This is a genomic window from Nocardia exalbida NBRC 100660, assembly GCF_000308575.1.
In the GTDB taxonomy this organism is placed as follows: Bacteria; Actinomycetota; Actinomycetes; order Mycobacteriales; family Mycobacteriaceae; genus Nocardia; species Nocardia exalbida.
This window is the reverse complement of the sequence record NZ_BAFZ01000053.1, coordinates 38,071-59,141: the sequence shown is the minus strand read 5'-3', so window position 1 is coordinate 59,141 and position 21,071 is coordinate 38,071. Positions and strand designations below refer to the sequence as shown.

General features: G+C 67.9%; 22 protein-coding genes. 18 read left to right on the top strand and 4 right to left on the bottom strand.

Features of this window, described 5'->3' with window-relative positions; all coding sequences use genetic code 11:
* Nucleotides 1–171 precede the first annotated feature (171 nt).
* From ON29_RS12065 to ON29_RS12035, 7 genes are all read left to right on the top strand, one after another.
* Nucleotides 172–588, top strand: a complete 417-nt coding sequence (locus ON29_RS12065; protein ID WP_040866307.1) for a roadblock/LC7 domain-containing protein — start codon at nt 172–174, stop codon at nt 586–588.
* Complete coding sequence (locus ON29_RS12060; RefSeq protein WP_040866306.1) at nt 585–950, top strand: DUF742 domain-containing protein; 366 nt, start codon at nt 585–587, stop codon at nt 948–950. The genes ON29_RS12065 and ON29_RS12060 overlap by 4 nt, the downstream gene beginning before the upstream one ends.
* On the top strand, nt 931–1,575 hold the full coding sequence (locus ON29_RS12055) for a GTP-binding protein (protein ID WP_040866305.1): 645 nt from the start codon (nt 931–933) through the stop codon (nt 1,573–1,575). The genes ON29_RS12060 and ON29_RS12055 overlap by 20 nt, the downstream gene beginning before the upstream one ends.
* Nucleotides 1,572–2,843, top strand: coding sequence for a cytochrome P450 family protein (locus tag ON29_RS12050; RefSeq protein WP_040866304.1), 1,272 nt, complete (start codon nt 1,572–1,574; stop codon nt 2,841–2,843). The genes ON29_RS12055 and ON29_RS12050 overlap by 4 nt, the downstream gene beginning before the upstream one ends.
* Nucleotides 2,840–4,075, top strand: coding sequence for a cytochrome P450 family protein (locus ON29_RS12045; protein WP_040866303.1), 1,236 nt, complete (start codon nt 2,840–2,842; stop codon nt 4,073–4,075). The genes ON29_RS12050 and ON29_RS12045 overlap by 4 nt, the downstream gene beginning before the upstream one ends.
* Nucleotides 4,076–4,102: 27 nt before the next feature.
* Nucleotides 4,103–4,945 carry a helix-turn-helix transcriptional regulator gene (locus ON29_RS12040; RefSeq protein WP_040866302.1) on the top strand — a complete coding sequence of 281 codons (843 nt, stop codon included), beginning with the start codon at nt 4,103–4,105 and terminating at the stop codon, nt 4,943–4,945.
* Nucleotides 4,946–5,020: 75 nt separating this feature from the next.
* A complete protein-coding gene (locus tag ON29_RS12035; protein ID WP_040866301.1) occupies nt 5,021–5,791 on the top strand; it encodes a glucose 1-dehydrogenase in 771 nt (256 codons plus the stop codon).
* 15 nt (nt 5,792–5,806) lie between these two features.
* On the opposite strand, the gene ON29_RS12030 is transcribed toward ON29_RS12035, so the two are convergent.
* Nucleotides 5,807–6,799, bottom strand: a complete 993-nt coding sequence (locus ON29_RS12030; RefSeq protein ID WP_040866300.1) for an NAD-dependent epimerase/dehydratase family protein — start codon at nt 6,797–6,799, stop codon at nt 5,807–5,809.
* A gap of 221 nt (nt 6,800–7,020) precedes the next feature.
* Here ON29_RS12030 and ON29_RS12025 point away from each other — a divergent pair, with 221 nt between their 5' ends.
* Entirely contained in the window at nt 7,021–7,656 is a 636-nt protein-coding gene (locus tag ON29_RS12025) for a TetR/AcrR family transcriptional regulator (protein WP_040866299.1), read from the top strand.
* Between the two features lie 62 nt (nt 7,657–7,718).
* Nucleotides 7,719–8,117, top strand: a complete 399-nt coding sequence (locus tag ON29_RS12020) for an NUDIX hydrolase (protein WP_040866298.1) — start codon at nt 7,719–7,721, stop codon at nt 8,115–8,117.
* A gap of 246 nt (nt 8,118–8,363) precedes the next feature.
* Here the strand turns inward: ON29_RS12020 and ON29_RS33805 are convergent, their stop codons facing one another.
* Entirely contained in the window at nt 8,364–8,792 is a 429-nt protein-coding gene (locus ON29_RS33805; protein WP_051175125.1) for a hypothetical protein, read from the bottom strand.
* A gap of 401 nt (nt 8,793–9,193) precedes the next feature.
* Here ON29_RS33805 and ON29_RS12010 point away from each other — a divergent pair, with 401 nt between their 5' ends.
* From ON29_RS12010 to ON29_RS11995, 4 genes are all read left to right on the top strand, one after another.
* Nucleotides 9,194–10,390, top strand: a complete 1,197-nt coding sequence (locus tag ON29_RS12010) for a lipase family protein (protein ID WP_040866297.1) — start codon at nt 9,194–9,196, stop codon at nt 10,388–10,390.
* Between the two features lie 124 nt (nt 10,391–10,514).
* Nucleotides 10,515–10,841, top strand: coding sequence for a hypothetical protein (locus ON29_RS12005; RefSeq protein ID WP_040866296.1), 327 nt, complete (start codon nt 10,515–10,517; stop codon nt 10,839–10,841).
* Nucleotides 10,842–10,883: 42 nt separating this feature from the next.
* Nucleotides 10,884–11,126, top strand: a complete 243-nt coding sequence (locus tag ON29_RS12000) for a hypothetical protein (RefSeq protein ID WP_040866322.1) — start codon at nt 10,884–10,886, stop codon at nt 11,124–11,126.
* Nucleotides 11,127–11,276: 150 nt separating this feature from the next.
* Nucleotides 11,277–12,338: an NAD-dependent epimerase/dehydratase family protein gene (locus tag ON29_RS11995; protein ID WP_040866295.1), complete on the top strand. Its 1,062-nt coding sequence runs from the start codon at nt 11,277–11,279 to the stop codon at nt 12,336–12,338.
* A 203-nt stretch (nt 12,339–12,541) separates the two neighbouring features.
* On the opposite strand, the gene ON29_RS37995 is transcribed toward ON29_RS11995, so the two are convergent.
* The gene (locus ON29_RS37995; protein ID WP_083863392.1) at nt 12,542–13,279 is read right to left on the bottom strand and encodes an IPT/TIG domain-containing protein; all 738 of its coding nucleotides are present in this window, start codon (nt 13,277–13,279) and stop codon (nt 12,542–12,544) included.
* 550 nt (nt 13,280–13,829) lie between these two features.
* Here ON29_RS37995 and ON29_RS11985 point away from each other — a divergent pair.
* The 4 genes from ON29_RS11985 to ON29_RS11970 all read left to right on the top strand — a co-directional run bounded on the left by ON29_RS11985 (nt 13,830) and on the right by ON29_RS11970 (nt 19,458).
* A complete protein-coding gene (locus ON29_RS11985) occupies nt 13,830–15,620 on the top strand; it encodes a choline/carnitine O-acyltransferase (protein WP_245548920.1) in 1,791 nt (596 codons plus the stop codon).
* A gap of 31 nt (nt 15,621–15,651) precedes the next feature.
* Complete coding sequence (locus tag ON29_RS11980; protein ID WP_157172753.1) at nt 15,652–17,118, top strand: MFS transporter; 1,467 nt, start codon at nt 15,652–15,654, stop codon at nt 17,116–17,118.
* Nucleotides 17,119–17,233: 115 nt separating this feature from the next.
* Nucleotides 17,234–18,415 carry a pyridoxal phosphate-dependent aminotransferase gene (locus ON29_RS11975; protein WP_040866294.1) on the top strand — a complete coding sequence of 394 codons (1,182 nt, stop codon included), beginning with the start codon at nt 17,234–17,236 and terminating at the stop codon, nt 18,413–18,415.
* A 2-nt stretch (nt 18,416–18,417) separates the two neighbouring features.
* Nucleotides 18,418–19,458: a 2-hydroxyacid dehydrogenase gene (locus ON29_RS11970; protein ID WP_051175122.1), complete on the top strand. Its 1,041-nt coding sequence runs from the start codon at nt 18,418–18,420 to the stop codon at nt 19,456–19,458.
* Nucleotides 19,459–19,521: 63 nt separating this feature from the next.
* On the opposite strand, the gene ON29_RS11965 is transcribed toward ON29_RS11970, so the two are convergent.
* A complete protein-coding gene (locus tag ON29_RS11965; RefSeq protein WP_040866317.1) occupies nt 19,522–20,106 on the bottom strand; it encodes a TetR/AcrR family transcriptional regulator in 585 nt (194 codons plus the stop codon).
* Between the two features lie 64 nt (nt 20,107–20,170).
* Here ON29_RS11965 and ON29_RS11960 point away from each other — a divergent pair, with 64 nt between their 5' ends.
* Nucleotides 20,171–21,040, top strand: a complete 870-nt coding sequence (locus ON29_RS11960) for an alpha/beta fold hydrolase (RefSeq protein WP_051175126.1) — start codon at nt 20,171–20,173, stop codon at nt 21,038–21,040.
* Nucleotides 21,041–21,071 lie beyond the last annotated feature (31 nt).

Here is a 21,071-nt window from a genome sequence, read left to right as displayed (position 1 = left end):
GCTGGCCGCCGTCCATCCCGGCGGGCTCGCCGCACCGGAGCCCGCCGCGCCGACTCCCCCCGCGGCACGCCCCGACTCGCTCGGCGCGTTCCAGCGCGCGGTGAGCGGGCCCGCGACCGGCCGTGCCGCCACCCCTACCCCCGCCCCTTCCGGCTCCGTGGAGAACGAACTATGACGACCTCCGAGACCGCTCGGCTGAGCTGGCTGTTGGAACAGCTGCTCACCCGCACCCCGCGCACCAGGCATGCCCTGCTGCTGTCCAGCGACGGGTTGAAGATCTGCCACACGCCCGAACTCACCGTGGACGGGGCCGACCAGCTCGCCGCCATCGCGGCGGGCATCCAGAGCCTCTCGCACGGCGCGTCGGTGGAGTTCGGCGACGGCCGGGCCGGGGTGCGCCAGTCGATGACGGAGTTCTACGGCGGCATCCTGTTCATCGTCGAAGCCGGGCTGGGCGCGCACATCGCGGTTGTCGCCGCCGAGGACGCGGACGCGGGACTGGTCGGCCACAACATGCGCGAACTGGTGGAGCAGCTGGGTGAGTACTTGGCGGCCGCGCCGCGCTTCCCGGGAGCGGGCGTGTCGTGACCAGGCCAGGCCGCGACGACGACCCCGATCGGCTCTACACGCTGACCGGTGGCCGCAGCAAGCCGGACTCCGACACCTTCGATCTGGTCACCCTGGTGGTCAGCGAGTGCGCGCCGACCGCGGGCATGCAGTCCGAGCACGTGGCGATCCTCGATCTGTGCCGCACCCCGACCGCCGTCGTGGAAATCGCCGCGGAGCTGCGGATTCCGGTCGGCATCGCCACCATCCTGCTCTCGGACCTGCTGCACGCGGGCAAGATCACCGTGCGTCCGCCGCTGGCCGGTCCGCCCGGCTCGCCCTGGCACTCCCTGCCCGACACCACGACGCTGGAGAAGGTGCTCGTTGGACTTCGCAAACTCTGACCCGCGCCCGGCCCGCGCGGACGCGCCCCTGCATCGTGCGACCACGCGGGGACTGAAGATCGTCATCGTCGGAGGTTTCGGCGTGGGCAAGACGACGATGGTCCGGGCGGTCAGCGAGATCCGGCCGCTGGACACCGAGGCGATCATGACCGACGAGGGGCTGGGCATCGACGATCCCAGTGGCGCGCCGGGCAAGTCGACGACGACCGTCGCCTTCGACTTCGGCCGGATCACCATCGACCACGAACACGTGCTGTACCTCTTCGGCGCACCGGGGCAGGAGCGGTTCCGGTTCCTCTGGGACCGGCTGTTCACCGGGGCGCTCGGCGCGATCGTGCTGGTCGACCCGCACCGGATCGCCGACTCCTGGTACGCCGTCGACCGGCTGGAACACCAGAAGACACCGTTCGTCGTCGCCTGCAACGACTTCGGCGGCGGCCACCGCCCCGACGAGGTGCGCGACGCGCTCGACCTGGATCCGCACGTGCCGGTGATCGACTGCGACGCCCGCTCCCGCGAGTCCGGCAAGGGCGTCCTCATCACCCTCGTCGAGCACCTCTACTCCCTCGCCCCGCCCCCGGCGGCCCGGCGCCCCCTGCTCCCGACTCCGGAGGCCGCGTCATGACCACGCCCGCGCCGAGTTCCACCGACAGCTGCCCCGTTCACGCCGCCCCGGTGACGTTGAGCGGCCCGCGTTTCCATACCGATCCGCACCAGCTCTATCACGAGATGCGTCGCGAGCACGGCCCGGTGGTCGCCGTCGAACTGCCCGGCGGCGTCCCCGCGTGGCTGGTCATCGGCTACCGGGAAGTGCACCAGGTGACCAGCGATCCCGAATTGTTCCCGCGCGATGTCGGCCGATGGAATCAGTGGCCGAACATTCCGCCGGACTGGCCGCTGCTGCCGATGGTCGGGCAGCCGATGCCATCGATCTATTTCACCGCGGGCGCGGAGCACCGCAGGCACGTGGCGATGGTGGAGCCGGCGCTGGAGGCGGTCGACACCTTCGGATTGCGCCGCGCCTGTGAGGATTTGGCCGACCGCTTGATCGACGCGTTCTGCGGCCGGGGTGAAGCGGAACTGGTCGCCGATTTCGCCGAGCCGCTGCCGGTGCTGGCGCTCGCGCGGATCCTCGGTTTCCCCGACGAGGACGGACCGCAGGTGGCGTGGACGATGAAGACCCTCGCCGACGGCGGGTCCGATGCGCAGGCCGCGCATCAGCAGTTCGCCGAACACATGCAGCGCCTGCTGGCGAGCAAGAAGGCCGCGCGGGGCGCCGATCTGGTGTCCTGGATGCTCGCGCATCCCGGTCCGTTCACCGACCAGGAATACGTCCTCGACCTGATGGCGATCACCGCCGCGGGGTATCTGCCCACGGCCGACTGGATCGGGAACTCGGTGCGGCTGATGCTCACCGACGACCGGTTCGCCGCCGCCCTCGGCGGCGGGCGCCACAGCGTTGGCCAGGCGATGAACGAAGTCCTGTGGGAGGACACGCCGACCCAGATCCTCGCCGGGCGCTGGGCCGCCCGCGACACGCGCCTGGGCGACAAGGTGATCCGCGCCGGGGACATGCTGTTGCTCGGCCTGGCCGCGGCCAACGCCGATCCGCATGTGCGCCAGCACGTCTCCGACGGCGCCGAGCCCGCGCACACCGGCAACAGCGCGCATTTCGCGTTCAGCTACGGCGAATACCGCTGCCCCTTTCCCGCGCAGGAGATCGCCGAGGTCATCGCGCGCACCGGCATCGAGGTCCTGCTCGACCGGCTGCCCGACCTCGATCTGGCGATACCCGCCCGGAATCTGGTCCGGCGACCGTCGGCCTTCCTGCGCGGCATGACATCTCTGCCCGTCCGCTTCACACCCGTTCGCGCCGTCGGAGGTACCCCGTGAGCACCGAATGCCCGCACGCAGCCACCCTTGTCATCGATCCGATGGTCGGCGACCTGGGCGCGGAGACCAGCCGGCTACGCGCCGAAGGCCCGCTCACCCGGATCGAACTGCTCGGCGTGCCCGCCTGGACCGTCACCCAGCACACGCTCGCCAGGCAGCTGCTCGTCGACACCCGGCTGGTCAAGGACATCAACGCGTGGTCGCTGTGGCAGTCCGGCGCGGTGACCAGGCAGTGGCCGCTGATCGGCATGATCGACGCGGGTCGCTCCATGTTCACCGTCGACGGCGCCGAGCACCGCAGGCTGCGGATCAAGACCACCCAGGCGCTGACCAAGCGCAGGCTCGACGCGCTGCGGCCGACGATCGAGCGGATGACCGTCGAACTGCTCGACGATCTCGCCGAGGCCGGACGCGACGGCACGGCGGTAGACCTCAAGACGGTGTTCGCCTATCCGCTGCCGATGCGGGTGATCAGTGAGCTGATGGGCGTGGACCGGGCCGACCATCCGATGCTGCTCGGCTGGTACAAAGCGTTCTTCTCACTGCTCACGCCGCAGGACGAGAGGCTACGGGTGATCGACGAGCTGGACCTCTACTTCACCGACCTGGTTCGCAAAAAGACCGCCGACCCGGCAGACGACCTGACCAGCGCTTTCATCGTCGGCGGCGACGGCACCGAGCCGCTCACCGAGGAAGAAGTGGTGGGCAACCTGAAGGCACTGGTGGCCGCCGGGCACGAGACCACCATCGGCCTCATCCTCAACGCCGTGCGCGCCCTGCTGGGGCGGCCGGAACAGCTGAGCGCCATCCGTGCCGGTGACCTCACCTGGGAGGCCGCGGTGGAGGAGACCCTGCGCTGGGACAGCCCCGTCACGCACCTGCTGATGCGTTTCGCCACCGAGGACATCGCCGTGGGCGACACCGTCATCGAGAAGGGCGAGGGCGTGGTCATGTCCTACCGTGCGATCGGCCGGGATTTCGCCGTGCACGGCCCGGACGCCGACGACTTCGACGTCTCCCGCGCGACCGCCAACCGCCACTTGGCTTTCGGATACGGCCCGCACATCTGCCCCGGCGCGGCCCTCGCCCGCCTGGAAGCCGGGATCGCGCTGCCCGCCTTGTTCACCCGCTTCCCCGGCCTGCGCTTCGCAGTGCCGGTCGAGGAGATCCGCAACCTCCCCGTCCTCACCCAGAACGACCTCGAAGCATTCCCGGTGCACCTCGGGAACTGATCCGAAGCGTCGGTTGTTGCCGTGCCTATGACCGGCGAAACTTCGGCGGCACCGCACCGGCGTGCCCAACTCCGTGACTTCCTCCGCACCCGCAGAGCCCGGCTCACTCCGCACGACGTCGGCCTGGCGGCGGTGGGCCGGCGGCGGACGCCCGGCCTGCGCCGGGAGGAGGTCGCGATACTCGCCGGTGTCGGCGTGTCCTGGTACACGTGGCTGGAGCAGGGGCGCGATATCACCGTGTCGGCGGAGGTCCTCGACGCGGTCGGTGCGGCACTGCGCCTTTCCGGACCGGAGCGGTCGCACCTGTATCTGCTCGCCGGTCTCAATCCACCGCCGCCGGGCGCGGCCCGTGGCACCGAGGTCACCCCCGAGCTGCACCGGTTGCTCGACGCGTGGGGATCGCGCCCGGCAGTGCTGCGTGACCGCTGCTGGAATCTGCTCGCGGTCAACGACGCGGCACGAACTGTCTTCGGATTCACCGAGGCCGACCACAACTGCCTGATCAGCTTTTTCACCAACGCCCGGTACCGAGCCATGCACGTGGCGTGGACCGCCATCGCGCCCGCGGTCGTGGCCGCCTTCCGCGCCGACGCCGCGCACGCCCCCGGCGATCCCGAGTTCGCCAGGGTGGTCGGCGAACTCACCGCCGCGAGTCCCGAGTTCGCCCGGCTGTGGGCCCGCCACGATGTGGACGCCGCCGTCCAAGCCGTGAAAGCGGTGCGCCATCCCGTAGCCGGTGACCTGCTGTTCGACACGACCACCCTCGCGGTGGCCGACCATCCGGACTGGTTCCTGGTGCTCTACAACCCGCAACCCGGCACCGCCCAGCGGGTCGACGGGCTGATGCGCAGCCAACTCGCCCCGGTGTGACCGCAACCTGGTGGTGCCACACCTAGGTCAACTGGACACTGTTCGCTCCCGGGACGCTTCGGCACGCTGATTTCCATGACGCACAACATCTCCCGATTCGACGGCAAGGTCGCGCTCATCACCGGCGGCTCGAGCGGCATGGGGCTTGCCACCGCCCGACGGCTGCTCGCGGAAGGCGCGCAGGTGGTCATCACCGGCCGGGACCGGACCCGACTGGACGCCGCGGCCGGCGCATTGCACGGCGGCGACCGCGTGCTCGCGATCCGAGCCGATGCGGCGCGTCTGGCCGACCTCGACGCGCTCACCGCCGCCATTCGCGATCGGTACGGCCGCCTCGATGTCGTGTTCGCCAACGCGGGGGTCGCGTCCTTCCAGCCGCACGCCGAAGTCACCGAGGACGAGTTCGACCGCGTCGTGGACACCAACTTCAAAGGCGTGTTCTTCACCGTCCAGAAAGCCCTGCCGCTGCTGTCCGCGCACGCCGCGGTCGTCATCAACGCGTCGTGGACGCTGCACCGCGGCCTGCCCGGCGCCTCGCTGTACGCGGCGACCAAGGCGGCCGTGCACAACCTGGCCCGCACCCTCGCGGCGGAGCTGGGACCCAGGGGAATCCGGGTCAATTCCGTGAGCCCCGGGTACATCGAGACTCCGATGTTCCACGACAACGTCAGCCCCGACGCGCACACCGCCGTGCTGGCCGAGGTGGCGAGCCGCCGGTTGGGTACCGCCGACGACGTGGCCTGCGCCGTGGCATTCCTCGCGTCCGCCGAGGCGTCCTACGTCAACGGCCAGGATCTGATCATCGACGGCGGTCTCGTCGCCGCCGTATCCCGCGAGCTGATCTGACCGGCTCGCGGTCCCTCACGTGCGCGAACCGTTCTCGCGCCGCACCGATTCGACGATGGCGTCCCGGATGGGCCGCCAGCGCAGATCGAGTTCGGCCAGGGTCCGGGAATCGTCGGTCGGCGTGGCGGTGGTCAGCAACCACGCGGCCTCGTAGCTGAGCCCGGCGCTGATCGGCAGGAAGCGGGCGGCGGCGTCGGTGAGCCGCCCGAGTCCCAGCAGCGCGGCCTTCGGCACCGGGACCCGCCGGATCCGCTGTCCGGCAGCACTTTCCAGGATGTCCACGATCTCGTCGAACGCCACCAGGTGACCGCCGCACAGATAGCGCCGCGGTCCGAGACCGGGACGCATGACGGCGGCGTGCACGGCGGCCACGTCCCGGACGTCGATCATCTGCATCCCGCCGCGAATCCGCGGCGCGACCCGGGCCCGCAGAATCGCGCCCCAGCCGTCGGAGGTGATCCCGGCCTGCGCGCCGAGGCCAGGGCCGACGACGCTGGAGGGGTAGGTGATGACGATCGGCGCGCCCGCGGCCTGCAACGCCCGGGCGATCCGATCGGCGGCCGACTTGGTGCGGCCGTAGGCGCTGCGACCGGGCGCGGTCGGGCTGTCGGGCGTGATGACCGGATCGGGGCTGGGGAAAAGCGCGCTGTAGCTGGCCACGTGGACGATCGGGTCCAATCCGAGCGCTGTCGCGCGGGCCAGCACGGTGGCCGTCGCGTCGGCGTTGACCTCCCACATCAACTGCTCGCGCCGGTCGTCGGTGCCGACCACGCCCGCCGCGTGCAGGACGGCGTCGCATCCGACGAGCAACGCCTCGACCACCTTCGGATCCCGGATGTCGCCCGGCAGCACCGACAGCGCTTCGGGCCCGGCATCGAACATGCCGACCGCCGCCGGGACCGATTCGCTCGGATGGACCAGCAGGACGACGCTGTGCCCCGCCCGCAGCAGTGCGGAAACGGTATGCGCACCCAGGTAGCCGGTGCCGCCGGTGACCGCGATTCGCATCCCGGCTACCCCTTGTCGTTTCCGGTCGACCGCTCCCGCGTTTCCGTTCCCCGCGCCGCCGTCCACGGTCGACCGTTTCGTCCGCCCATCTCATTCCTTCGTCACCCCGAGCTCACCTGTCCGGGCCGCCCACGGGGCGCCTTCGGCGCGCCGCGACAATTGCCCGAAGCATCGGCATAAATTCGATGCCAGTGGCATCGTAATAGAAGGCGGGAAACGGCATGGGCGAAACGGCACAGGACCCGCGGCCGGGGCCCCGGAGCGTCGGCCGGCCTCGGGACGAGTCGGTCGAGCAGCGCGTGCTGGCGACCGTCCGGGAGATGTTGGCCGAAGTCGGATGGGATGAGTTGAGCGTCCGGGCGGTGGCGGCACGCGCCGGAGTCGGCCGGGCTTCCATCGGTCGCCGCTGGCAATCCAAGGCGGAGTTGGTGCTGCACGCCGTTCTGGGTGAGACACCCGACCTGGGCCCGTTCGAGGGCACCGACCAGTCCGGGTGGATCGAGTGGGTGCTGCGCGGCAGCCGGGAATTGTTCGCGCGCGCCGATGTTCGCGCCGCCGTCCCGGGGCTGTTGACCGCGCTCGATCACGACCCGCACTTGCGCCACCGGCTGTGGGCCGGGTTCAGCACACCGGCGGCCGCGCTCTTCGCCGCGGGCGACACGGCCGGACGCCGTGGCGGGACCGCCCGGCCGGGTGCCACCGAACCCCGCGGGCAGGCCGAGCTCGACGCCAGGGCCGTCATCGCACTGGCGGCGGGTGCGGCGCTGTTCCTGGAGTTCGTCGCCGACGGGGACGACACCGCGCTGATCCACCGGCGCATCGGCGAACTGCTGCACCGCGCCGTCCTCGAGCGCTGAGCCTGCCGATCCGCGCGAAATCCGGTTGACGTCCCGTCCGGGCCGCTCAGTACAGTGGGCCGGTGATTCGCACGTCCGCGCTGGCCCATATCCGGGATCGCCGCCTGCTGCAGGCGCGCTCGGCAGGCAAAGACGTCTTCTACATGGCCGGCGGCAAGATCGACCCCGGCGAGACGCCCGAGGCGGCACTGCACCGCGAAGTGCGCGAGGAACTCGGTGTCGGTGTCGTCTCCTGCGACGAACTCGGGGTATTCCACGCCGAGGCGTACGGCCACTCCCCCGGCACCCGCCTGCACATGACCTGCTTCACCGCCGAACTCGACGGCGACCCGCGCCCCACCAGCGAGATCGCCGAACTGCGCTACTTCACCGTCAGCGAGTACGCCGCGATGGACCACGTGGCACCCGGTTCGATGCTGGTCTTCCGCAAGCTCCACGAACTCGGCGTGGTCGACTGGTAGCCCTCGCGAACTCCGCCCGGGGCACTGTCCTCGCAGCGCTGCCGCCGGGGTGCTCGTGGTGAACGCCGATGGCGCCGGACGGCTCCGTTCATCACACAGAGCGGACGTCCTGTGGCGGAACCGGATTCGTCCTCGGAGCTACGCGCCGTGCACCGGGTACGCAACCCGGCGGCGGAACGGCACAGCCGCAGCACTCGGGCGGCACGACAGAGCCGATGAACCACAGGGAGCGATGCCGGCGTCAGATCACCCTTCGCTCCCACTCCGCGCGGTCTCCGGAGCACGACGGGCATGCTCGGCCACCCAGACGCCGACGCCGATCGCCCCGGCGACCGGCCACGACACCAGCCCGGTGACCGCCGCGGCCCCGAGCCCGCCGAAATAGAGCAACGACTCCCGATCCGGTACCCGATTGCGCACCGCCGTGGTCGCCGACGAAACTCCGGTCGCCACGGTGCGCGGCCCGGGCGGAAGCGGAATGCGGGCCATCCGCATGCCGACCGTGGGAACCGGCACACGCAACCTGGCGCGCGCGGTGGGCGCGGGGCGCGACCCGGTCTTCGACCCGGTCTTCGATTCGGCCTTCGATTCGGTCTCGGTGCCGGGCACCGGCGGTGCCGCCTCCCGCGCCTCGGAGCCGGATGCGCGGACCTTCTCGGTTGCTGTCTTGGACATGACCGCTCCTTCCCTCGTCCTGCACCTCGTCACTGTGTATGTGATCCAGCCAAGCCGTGCTCGCCCCTCGTCGCAACCCCCGGGCGTTCGCCGGGGCCGCTCGCCCGCGCGCGGGGCGCGCCGCCGTCGAACGGATGTCGCAGGCGGCTTCGAATCGACGCGGCGAACCAGAATGGCCAACAGATTGCTGAGCATCACGATACGCGCGTTGATCCGGAGGATTCGAAGTTCCACCGCCCGTTAAAGCGCCTTTCTGACCGATTCCGGTTTCACCCGTTGTGTCGCTGGTAATTTGCTGAGGGAACATCAACCCAGCCGGCTGATCGACGAATGCGGCGAACTACCCTTGGAGGTCAACGGTCGTGACTCGTCCATTTCTTCGTATCCTGGGCAGCGGGCGCATGGGTTCGGTCCGTGTCCTCGGTGCGGTCGGCGGCATGGCACTCACCCTGCTGCTGTCGACGACGGCAACCGCGGAGCCGATATATCCGCTGCCCGATCCGGACCCGTTCTACGCCGCGCCGGCCGATCTGGCGGCGCACCGACCAGGTGACGTGCTCGCGGTGCGGCCCTTGCCGCCGCTGGCTTCCTTCCCGGGCGCCGCCGTCCGGCTGGTCGAGTTCCGTTCCACCAATTCGCACGGCGCGCCGATCGCGGCCACCACCACGATCGTCACCCCCGCCTTCCAGCGGCCCGGCATGCCACTGTTGTCGTACCAGCACTTCATCAATTCGCTCGGTACCGGCTGCGCGGTATCGCACCTGCTCTACGAGAACGATCTGAATCTCTCGGCGACGACGCCGATGTTGGGTGTGCTGCTGCAGGAAGGCTGGAGTCTGGCGCTGCCGGACCATCTCGGACCGCAGTTCGCCCTCGGAGCGGGACGTCTGGGCGGCCAGATCACGCTGGACGGGATCCGGGCGGCGAAACAACTGCCCGACCTCGGGGTTCAGCAGAGCCCGGTGGCGCTGGCCGGGTACTCCGGCGGCGGTCTCGCCACGGCTTGGGCGGCGGCGCTACAGCCCTCCTACGCCCCTGACGTGCGGCTGGTGGGCGCGGCCTTCGGTGGCGCGCCGATGAACCTGGTGGCGATGGCGGATGGGCTGGGTTTGAATCCGCACCCGGCCTTCGGCTTGGCGATGGCGGCGGCGATCGGTTTGGAGCGGGAATATCCCGACCAGGTGCGGATCAGCTCGAATCTCAACGCGCGCGGCCGCGCACTGCGTGACGCCATGGCCAACAGCTGCACCAACGAGATCCTCACCATCGGCGCCGGTGGCAGCGCGCGCGAGATGACCGACAGCACCTCGGTCTTCGACATGCCCGAGGCATGGTCGGTGGTAGAGGAGAACAGCGTGGAGCTCTACGGCGGCGCTCCGGAAATTCCGATCTTCGAGTGGCATTCGCCGAGCGATCCGCTGATTCCGATCGCTGCCATCGACAACACCGGCCGCCGTTGGTGCGCGGCCGGGGTGCGGTGGCAGATGCTGCACGTGCCCGCTTTCGACCATCTGTCCGCGGCGGTCTCCGGCGCCCCTGCGGTACTGACCTGGCTCGAAGGCCGGGTTCGCGGAGAGCCCGCGCCGTCCAATTGCTGATGAACCGAGCCCCCGGGTGGCTCCGGCCGCGACGAGCCCCCCGGGGCCGAGCGGGTAGGCGGACGGCCCGGACCGGATTGCGTCCGGACATGCGGGGTAAACCGCAATCACAGGAGGTGATCACATGCCGAAGGCTTGGTCGGACAAGCAGGAACGCCAATACGAGCACATCAAGGACTCCGCGAAAACTCGCGGCGCGAGCACCGATCGCGCGAAGGAGATCGCCGCTCGCACGGTCGACAAGAACCGCGCCCAGTCCGGGCAGTCCAAGGCCGCGAGCAAGACCTCGACCGACGACAAGTCGCCGCAACAGCGCGGCGGACAGCGTTCGCACAGTGGCGCACAAGGGCCGACGCGCGACCAGCTGTACAACGAGGCCAAGAAACGCAATGTCGAAGGCCGCTCGAAGATGACGAAGAAGGAGCTGGCGCACGCGCTCGGACGGGACTGAGCAAGCGCGCCGCTCGACGACGAAGAAGCGAGAGGAGTGGAGATGGCCGAGCAGCAGGAAACGGGCACCGTTACCGGCACCAGGGACAAGGACTACAACCTGATCTGGTTCGTCGAAGCGTCCCTGGAGAATGCTCTGCGTCTGGATACATTCATCCGGGACGCGGAACGCGACGGAGACAGCGAGCTGGTGGAATTCTTCCGCAAGGCGCAGGCCGACAGCCGTAAAGGCGGTCGGATGGGTAAAGAGCTTCTGGCCCAGCGCCTGGCCAAATCCGATATCTGAGCTTTCCCGACGACAGGCGGGGAGGGCGGCCGCGCGGCCGCCCTCCCCGCCTGTTTCCATCTTTATCCAGCTGGAACGGATGGCCGGGTGTCGTCGTCCGGCGGCCGGGTACATCGCTTTCGAATCTCGCCGCCGAGCCGAGGAGCAGATATGCGCGTAGTCGTGGTCGGTGCCACCGGAAACGTGGGGACGAGTTTGCTGGAGACCCTGTCGGCAGAAGCAGGGGTCGATTCGATCGTGGGAATCGCGCGACGCGTTCCGAGCAAGTCTTGGGATGGCGTCGAATGGGTGCAGGCGGACATGCGAACCGACGACCTGGAATCCCACTTCCACGGCGCCGACGCGGTGGTGCATTTGGCATGGCTGTTCCAGCCCAGCCATCAGCCCATCGTCACTTGGCGCGCGAATGTGGGCGGCACGGAGCGCGTGCTGCGTGCCGTGGCCGCCGCGCAGGTCCCGGCTTTCATCTACGCCTCGTCGGTCGGCGCCTACTCCCCGTGCCACGACGACGAGCCGGTGCCGGAGAGTTGGCCGACCGATGGCTGGCCGTCTGCCGCGTATACCCGCGAGAAGGCTTATGTGGAACGGCTGCTGGATCGGTTCGAGGCCGAGAATCCGGACCGCCGCGTGGTCCGGATGCGCCCGGGGTTCATCTTCCGCCGGGAGACCGCCAGCCAGCAGCGGCGCTTGTTCGCCGGGCCGCTGCTGCCGAATCGCCTGATCCGGCCGGGGCTCCCGCCGATCTTGCCACTTCCGCGGGGCCTGCGCTTCCAAGCGGTACACAGTGACGACGTGGGTCGCGCCTACGCCCTCGCTATCGCGACCGACGCCCGCGGACCGTTCAATCTGGCCGCGGAACCGGTGATCGACCGCGCCCGGCTGGCCGAGTTGTTCGGCGCCCGGGTGGTGACCGTCCCACCCGGACTCGTCCGCGCCGCGCTGGCCATGGGGTGGCACGCGCGGACCCTGCCCGCGGCGCCGGACCTGTTCGACGCGGTGATGCGCCTGCCGATCCTGGATACCGGGCGCGCGCGGGCGGAGCTGGGCTGGACGCCGCGGTTCACCGCCGTCGACGCCCTCCGGCATCTGCTCTCCGGTCTGCGCGCCGGCGCGGGGCAAGACACCCCACCTCTGGCTCGCGACGCGGGCGGGGCTTGGCGCTGGCGGGAATTCGCGTCCGGAGTGGGTGGCCGAGAGCTGGGTGCCGGCTAGCTCGCCTGCCGCTCCGTGCTGCCGCAGCGGTCGCCGTACCGGTGCCGGTTCCGGGTGCGCCGCGATTCGTTCGACGACCCCGAGTCGACGTCACCACGACCGAAGGGGCCGACCCGCGCATCAGGGTCGACCCCTCCGGCCTCCGGATGCCGCCACCTGCGCAGTACCACTGCCTCAGGCTCGGGCACACACGGGCGGCGGCGTCAGCTGTAGATGAAGAACACGCCGCCGGCGATACCGCCCGGACCGGTGACCGTGACCGGCACCGGGCCGAAGCCCACCGGGGTGATCGCGGTGATCTGCGTGTCGGAATTCACCGTGAACGACACTGCCGGAAGGAAACCGAAGAACACGCCGGTGGCGCCGGTGAATCCGGTGCCGGTAATCGTGACCGCGGTACCGCCGGTCACCGGCCCGGTATTCGGTGTGACCGAAATCAGCGTCGGCACCGAAACATACGTGTACGGCACTCCCGGACTTGTACCGACCGGAGTGGTGACGGTGACCGGCACGGTACCCGTTCCCGGCGGAGCGATCGCGATGATCAGCGTGCTGGAAATCCCGAAGAAGAATGTCGCCGGCGTGGCACCGAACTTGACCGAAGTAACTCCAGTGAAGCCGGTTCCGACGATCAAAACCACGGTTCCACCCGTCGACGGCCCGGAACTCGGAATGACCGAGGCCACCACAGGAGGCTGCACGACGTAGGTGTAAGGAAAGCCATTGCTGGTTCCGCCCGCATTGGCAACGGTGATCTGTACGGTGCCTGCGCCGGGCGGAGCGATCGCCGTGATCTGCGTATCGGAATCCAAGGTGAAAGTCGTTGCGGTCGCACCGAATCGCACCGTGGTCGGCCCGGTGAATCCGGTTCCGGTGATAACCACGCTGTTACCCCCCGAAGTCGGGCCCGTGGTCGGCGATACCGAAGTGATAGTAGGCATGGCATTGCCCCTTTTCAGAGTTGATTACCTGCACCGGGGGGTGCTCGACCTTTTGGTTGCCCGGCTGTAACCATTAAGGCCCTGAAAGCGGTGCTGCGGCAATGCATATTGCGATCCGTTTTCGTCTGTTTTTGTCCGATTCCGTCTGTTTTATGGTCTGTTGCGCTCCCCGGTCCGGGGGAGCGCATCGTTCGAGTCATCCGATAGCGTGAATATTCCGGTCGGACAGACTGCTTCGGCGTACACGACCAGGAGGTGGCCCGCACCCTCCCGCGTTGGCGTCGGTCCGCGTGTCACCCCCCACAAGATCCGTTGCGGTGCGGCATGTCTCGTCGTTTTCGTCGAGCCGTCTCCAGCGGTGGGAACCGGCGAGTCGCGGGCTCCGGTCGAGCCTCTGTCACCGCAGGTTCGCTCCCCGCTCGCGATGCGCTACCGCCCGGTCGACCGCGGAGAGTCCGGCACGAAGATCCACGGACTGTCCGCGCAAAGGCTCATCCGGCATTCCCACCGTTGGAGTCAGTCACCGCGGTTGCGATGAGACACTCTCACGGTGACCGAGAAACTCGCCACCGAGATGCCCGTCAGCACATACGATTACGACGAGCAATTGCCACGGCTTCCCATCCCGACGTTGGAGGAAACGTGCGAACGGTTTCTCGAGAGGTGCTCGCCGTTGCTGACCGACGAGGAACTCACTGCCACGAAAGCGGCCGTGGAGCAGTTCCTCGCGCCGGACGGTCCGGCACGGACTCGGCAAAGCGAGATCGAGCGATTCGATCGGTCACCCGGCGTCCATAGTTGGCTCGACGCATTCTGGAACTCTCGCCATCTCGGATATCGGGACAGTATCGCGTACAGCGCGAATTCCTTCTTCTTGTTCCCGGACTCGGAGCATGGGCAACTCGAACGTGCCGCCGAACTGATCTTCCGTACCGCCGCGTACAAATTCGACCTCGACGCCGAGATGGTAGCGCCTGCGATGCTGCGCGGCCGGCCCCTGTCCATGCATCAGAACAGGCGCCTGTTCTCCACCACCAGGATCCCCGGCTTCGAGTGCGACACCGTGCGCTCCGCCTACAGTGCCGCCGAGCCCGGCCCGTCGACGGCCCGGCACATCGTCGTCTTCTTCCGAAGTCATGCGTTCCGAATGGACGTCGTCGCGGCCGACGGTACCCCGCATTCCATCGAGGACCTGATCGCCGGGTTGGACGTGATCAGAAGAGCCGATCCGGCGGGGGAGGTGTCGCCGGGTGCGCTGACAACTGGACCACGCACCGCTTGGGCGAGGGCTCGCCAGGCCCTCATGGAAGATCCGGACAACGTCGCCGCGTTCGAGACGATCGAAACGGCGCTGTTCTGCCTCGCGCTCGACGACTTCGCGCCCGGAGACGAACTCGCTGCCTGTAACCAGCTCATGCACGGTGACGGCGGGAACCGCTGGTACGACAAAGCGTTGACATTCATCGTGTTCGCCGATGGTCGCGCAGGCGTCAACATCGAGGAGTCCGGCCTGGACGGAACCACCGTGGCCGGCTTGTGCGACGCGGTGCTGGCGAGTGCGACAGTCATCTCGGCGAACAAGCCGGGACGGGCGCCCGCGATATCACCGATCGAATTCCGTCTCGACGAGGCTGTCCGGCAGGCTGTGCGACAAGCCTCAGCCGACTTCGCCGAGCAGGCGAGCGAGACCGCCACCGAGATTGTCACGCTCGACGGCTTCGGCTCGGACACGGCCAAACGGCTCGGAATATCACCGGATGCGTTGGTACAGATGGCTTATCAACTCGCTCATCAGCGGTCCAGGGGATTGCTCGGCACCACCTATGAATCCGTTGCCGTGCGGCATTACCGCCACGGCCGCACAGAAGCCCTCCGCGTGGTCACCCCCGAAGTCGTTCGCTTCGTCGCGTTGATGAACGACGAGACCGCCACGGCCACCGCTCGGGCCGAAGCGCTGCGCACCGCGGCGGCGGTACACGTCGCTCACACCAGAGAATGCCAGGCGGGGCGTGCTCCCGAACGGCACCTCGCGGAGCTACTGCGAATCCAGCGACACCACGGCGGTGAGCCGCTGGCGCTGCACGAATCTCCCGGTTGGCGAATTCTGCGCGATGACTATCTCAGCACGAGTGCCGTGTCATCGGTCAATGTTCGATTCTTCGGTTTCGGGCCGATCGCCGACCGATGCATCGGGATCGGCTACCTCGTGCAGCCCGGCGGTGTCAACATCCACCTCAGCGCGCCCGAGGGCATCGAACAGTCCTTGCACCGATTCGCGCACGCTGTCGCTGTCGCCATCCCGGAGTTGTGCGATCTGCTCGAGACGACATCCGTCGCCTAGCATTGCGTAGGGTTTCCGCTCCGAGAGGTGAGTGGGGGTGAGAGCCTACCGAGAGCTTCTGGCAAATCGAACAGTATGCAATATGATTTTGCTCAGTCTGCTGTTCCGGACTGTTCTCAACTCCCAATCGCTGTTGCTGGTCATGCATGTGCGGCACACGTTGGACCTCTCCTATGGTGCTGCGGGCCTCTTGAGCACCGTGGTCTACCTGTGCATGGCGGGCACCGAGCTCCAGCGCGGCCCGCGGCTGGATCGCTCGGGCCTGCGGCCCACCCTGGCGCCCGCGATCGTGGTGAACGGGATCTGTTGGCTGGTCGCACCGTTCGCCCCGTTTCCGCTGTTGCTGCTGCTCGCGGCGTTGGCGGCATGGTTCGAGATACCGATCATCAACGTCGCGAAACAGGCCATTACGGTCGCCACGACCGAACGCGAGCGGCGACCGGCGCTGGCCGCGTACGAGGTGACCGCGGATATCTCGCTACTGGTGGGGCCGCCGCTGGGTGTCGCGGCGATGAGTATCTGGGACACGGGGGTAGTGCTGCTCGTGGTCCGATTGGTGGCCGTGGGTTGCGGGGTCGTGTTGTTGCGACAGAATCCACCGCTGCGAACCGGTCCGCGCCGAGTGGCACGGCGTACCCCCCAGCGATTCTGGTTGCAGATCGGGTTCGTGGCGCCGAATATCGGATACGCCGCGGCCGCCGCCGTCCTGTGTGCGGAGGAACTGAGTGTCATCACGGCCATGCACGATTTCCACGCCAAGAAGTCGATCGGACTGGTGCTGGCCATAGGCGCAGCCGGTGCGGTGGTCGGTGGATACGGCTACGGCGCGATCTCCAGAACCATCTCGCCGTATGTCCTGCTGGTGGGCCTCGGAATCGGCGTGGTGCCTTGTGCCCTGGCAACCGGGCCGGTTTCGCTGTCGGTAGCCGTTTTCATCGTCGGCGTGCTGGCCGGTGCCGTGTTCCCGGCCAGCACCGATCGGATGAATGCCGTTGTCTCCGAAGATGCACTCGGTGAAGCCCTCGGCTTTCATTTCAGCCTGATGTGGGTGGGCGTGGCCATGGGAAGCATTCTGGCGAGCCAGTCCGTAGACTTCGCCGGTTCGTCAGGTGGCTTCCTCTCCGCGACCGCGATCGGTATCGGTGCGGGAATCGGGCTGGGCCGGGTCGCGGCGCGTGCCGCGCCCACGCCAGGGGCACCCGACGAAGTGAGTCGAGAACTCATCGTCAGTACGACAAGGCGGATAGTGGACGCCGTCCTCGGCGACGATATCTATGGCTCCCTCGACGCCCGGCCCGACGGAAATGACACTTCCGCGAAGAATGCGGACCCTCCCGATCCCGGACACCGAAACCGAGCGGAGATCGCGGCCGTACCATCCATGGATTCCGAAGCCGTCGACGCCGTCCGGACCGGGCAACGCTTTCCGACACCTTGGACCGAAACTCCGTCACCGCACGAGCGAAAAGACTCGCCATGGAGCGGACGCCCGGTTTAACCGCCGGTCTTGCCAGTTGCCGACTGCCCGGATTCCGCCGTTCGCCGAGGCATCCGATACGCCCACAAAACATCACGCATCCGCATGCAACTACCATCTCGAAGGTTTATCAACCGTGACATCTATTCGTACGCACTGTCCGAATCTTCCGAACCCGCTCGGGCACACCACCAGCACCACATATGAGCGGCGCAGTCTCGATCGAGCCGTAAACCTTTCGGATGCCCATTGCCGTCAACCGCTGACTGCCTCGCAGAACGACATCGTCGAGCGGTTCCCGGAGCTGTTCTACGAGGCGCGCGAGCAATCGCAATCCGATCTGGAGGAAACGTTCCTCGCCGCTTTCCTGCGTCTGGCCGGCGAGCCGATGCACGGAGATGTGTCCAGATACATGCTGTCGTATTCCGCATCATCCGCGATAACGATGGTGGTAAGTCATTGCGCTCGCGCGGGCAAGCGAGTCGCCCTGATCGAGCCGGTCTTCGACAATATTTCATCGATCTTGCGCCGCGAGGATGTCGAGCTCGTACCGCTGCCGGAAGAAGATTGCACCGTCGAACGCCTGCCTGCGGCGATGGCCCGGCTCGCACCTGCGGTGATCTGGCTGGTCTCGCCCAACAATCCCACCGGATGGACGCTGTCGGAAGCGGAGTTCAGAACCTTGGTCCAGTGTTGCGCCGACCGCCGTTGCACCCTCGTCCTCGACGCCTCCTTCCGCTTCTTCTCGCCGCAACCCATCGGTTGGTCGCAGTACGAGATCCTGGAGGAATCGGGAGTCTCCTATATCGTGCTCGAAGACACGGGCAAGACCTGGCCGACCAGTGAGATCAAGGTCGGATTGACGGTATGCAGTCCGGATATGTACAAAGACATGTACCGGCTGCACGACGATCTGTTGCAGAGCGTCTCCCCTTTCCATCTCCGGGTGCTGACGGAATTCATCGAGGACAGCTGCAAGAATGGCGTCGAGCGCAGCATCCTTCCTTCCGTACTACAGAACCGGGATATCCTCCGGTCGATTCTTCCGGACGGTGAATTGGAATTCCTCACCGATTTGCGGTCGCCTGTTTCGGTGGACTGGCTTCGCCTGCGGGAGGGATGCGATTGCGAGCGCTTCGTCCGCGAGGCGATTCGGGAGGGAGTCCACATTCTACCCGGAACGAACTTCTACTGGAATCAGCCGGAGCGCGGGCGAGAGTTCGTCCGGGTCGCCTTGGCCCGCGACCCGCGGCTGGTGCTGGAGGGCGCGCGGTTGCTGCGCGACACCGCCACCCGGCTCACCGCGAAAGACGCATGACGATGAGCGCTCGATCGAGCCGCTATCGCACCTTGCTGACCGGGGCCGACCCGGCACCGGCCGATATCGAATGGCTGCGGCGGCGGAATCTCGAAGTCGATGTTCGTCGCTATGACCTCTCCGAAGCCGAATTGGCGCGCGCCCTGGTCGGCAAGGACGCATACATTCTCGGTGGTGTGGAGCGTGCGACCGCCGCCGCGTTGTCCACTGCCGACGACCTCGAAGTCATCGCGTTCCTGGGTGTCGGGTATCAGCCGTACGTGGATACCGCGGCTGCGACCGCGGCGGGAATCGCGGTGACCAACGCGCCAGGAGCCAACGCCCGTGCGGTCGCGGAATTCACGATCGGTCTCATGCTCGACGCGTGGCGCCGGATCACGGACCTGACCAGGGAAACGAAGGCCGGTCGATGGCCCGAGAGCAAGGGGCGCAACCTTCATGCGAAGACGCTCGGCATCGTCGGAATGGGGACCATCGGCGCTATCGTCGCCCGGATGGCGGCCGATGGGTTCGGGATGCGCGTGGTCTACGTCAGCCGAACAGCGAAACCGGAACTGGAACAGACCATCCCCGCTCGCCGGGTCGAGCTGGCCGAACTCCTCGCCGAGTCCGATGTCATCAGTCTCCATGCTTCATACGGCCCGCAGACGGCCCGGATGATCGGTGAAGCGCAACTGGCCGCCGTCAAGCCCGGTGCGATTCTGCTCAACACTTCCGAAGCGGAGCTCGTGGATCCAGCGCCGTTGCGAGCCGCGCTGCTCGACGGCCGCCTCGCGGCCGCTGCCATGGACGGCTATTACGTCGTGCCCGCGCCTTCCGCGCAAGACGATCCCCTCGGGTTGATGGCATTGGGCGACAACAGGTTTCTCGTCACGCCGCACGCGGCGGGCGCTACCGAGGAGTCCTTCCGCGCGATGCTCACGGCGAACGTCGAGTCCATCGGGAATATTCTCGAGACCGGAGAAGACCCCCGAGTCGTCAACCCCGGCTTCCGTGAGCACGCCCGTTGGTCGCCTGCGCGCCGCAGGCCCCCGCGTCGATGATGTCGAATCAGTTCGCGCCGGATTCGCCGCGAGGGACTCGGATGATGGCGGACTGTTGATCTGCTATTCGCCCACCCCGTCGAGCATCTGCTCGATGCGGGCGCGCAACGACCGGCCGGCCGCGTGCAAGGGTTCGGTCGAGCGAAGGGTGCGGCTGAGCACGAAAGCGCCCTCGAGCGCCGCGAGGACGGCGAGGATGAGCTCGCGGGCGTCCGGTGCGGACAGGCCGCGACGGACGAAGTAGTCGGCGCCCTCGTCGATCCAAGAGGCGATGACCTCGGCGGCGACTTCGCGCAGCCCGGGTTCGCTGTCGGCGACCTCACCAGCGACGGTGCCGACCGGGCACATGTTCATCCAGCCGGTCTGTTCGATCTGCTCGGCGGCCGACGCGAACGCGGCGGGGATCGCCTCGCACAGGTCTTCGTCGGCGTCGAACAGCAGCGGGAGCAACCGCAGGTACGCGGCTCCGGACGTGCGCAGCGCCGCGGCGGCGATCTGCGGTTTCCCCTCGGGGAAGTGGTGATAGAGCGACCCCATCGGCGCGCTCGCGGCGACGGTGAGCTGCTTGACGCTGGTGCCCGCGTAGCCCTGCGTCCGCATCAGCTCGGCCATCGCGGTGACGAGGCGCTCCCGGGTGCTGGTTGACATCTTCTCGGTCACCGTTCCAGACTAGAGCAACTACTCTAGAGTGATCGCTCGAATGGAGGCGGACATGCCCGTTATCGAACTACCGGTGGGCCGGGTGCACTACGTCGAGCGCGGCGAAGGACCGGCGGTCGTTCTGCTGCACGGTCTGCTGATGAACCACACGGTGTGGGACGAGGTCATCGACGCCCTGCCCGACGGCTTCCGGTATGTGCTGCCGGACCTGCCGCTCGGCGCCCATCCCCTACCGCTGCGGCCGGGTGTGGACCTGAGCTTGCGCGGCCTGAATCAACTCGTCGCCGATCTTCTCGCCGCATTGGATCTGCGGGATGTCACGCTCGTGCACAGCGATTGGGGTGGTGCGCTGTTTCTCACCGCCTACGGACTGGACGAACGCGTCGGCAGGCTCATCGTGCTGCCGTGCGAGGCGTTCGACAATTTCCCGCCCGGCCTGCCGGGCAAGATGGCCACCGTCGCCACCTATCTGCCCGGCGGCGTCTCACTGGCGCTGCGGCAATTACGCGTTCGGTGGCTGCGTCGCTCGCCGCTGCTGTTCGGTTGGATGGCGCGGCGCCCGCTGTCCGACGCGTTGGTGCGCGACTGGACCGAACCGGGGCTGCGGGATGCCGGGATTCGGCGCGACCTGCTCGCCTACACCAAGTCGGGGTTCCGCAAGCCGGAATTGATCGCGAATACCGAGGCACTGCGCGACTTCCGGGGCGACGCGCTGATCCTGTGGTCGTCGGCGGGCAAGGTGATGCCGCGCGAGCACGGCCGCAGACTCGCCGAACTCATCCCCGGCGCGAGACTGGTCGAAATCGATGACGCCTACGTCCTTTCGATGCTCGACCAGCCCGCCGCGGTCGCCGAGGCGATGTCGGCGTTCTTGGTCGAGCACCACACCACGCCGGAGCGGAACACTCGCCGACCGCGGTAGCGCTCGGGCGACCACGCCGGGCAGTGCTCTC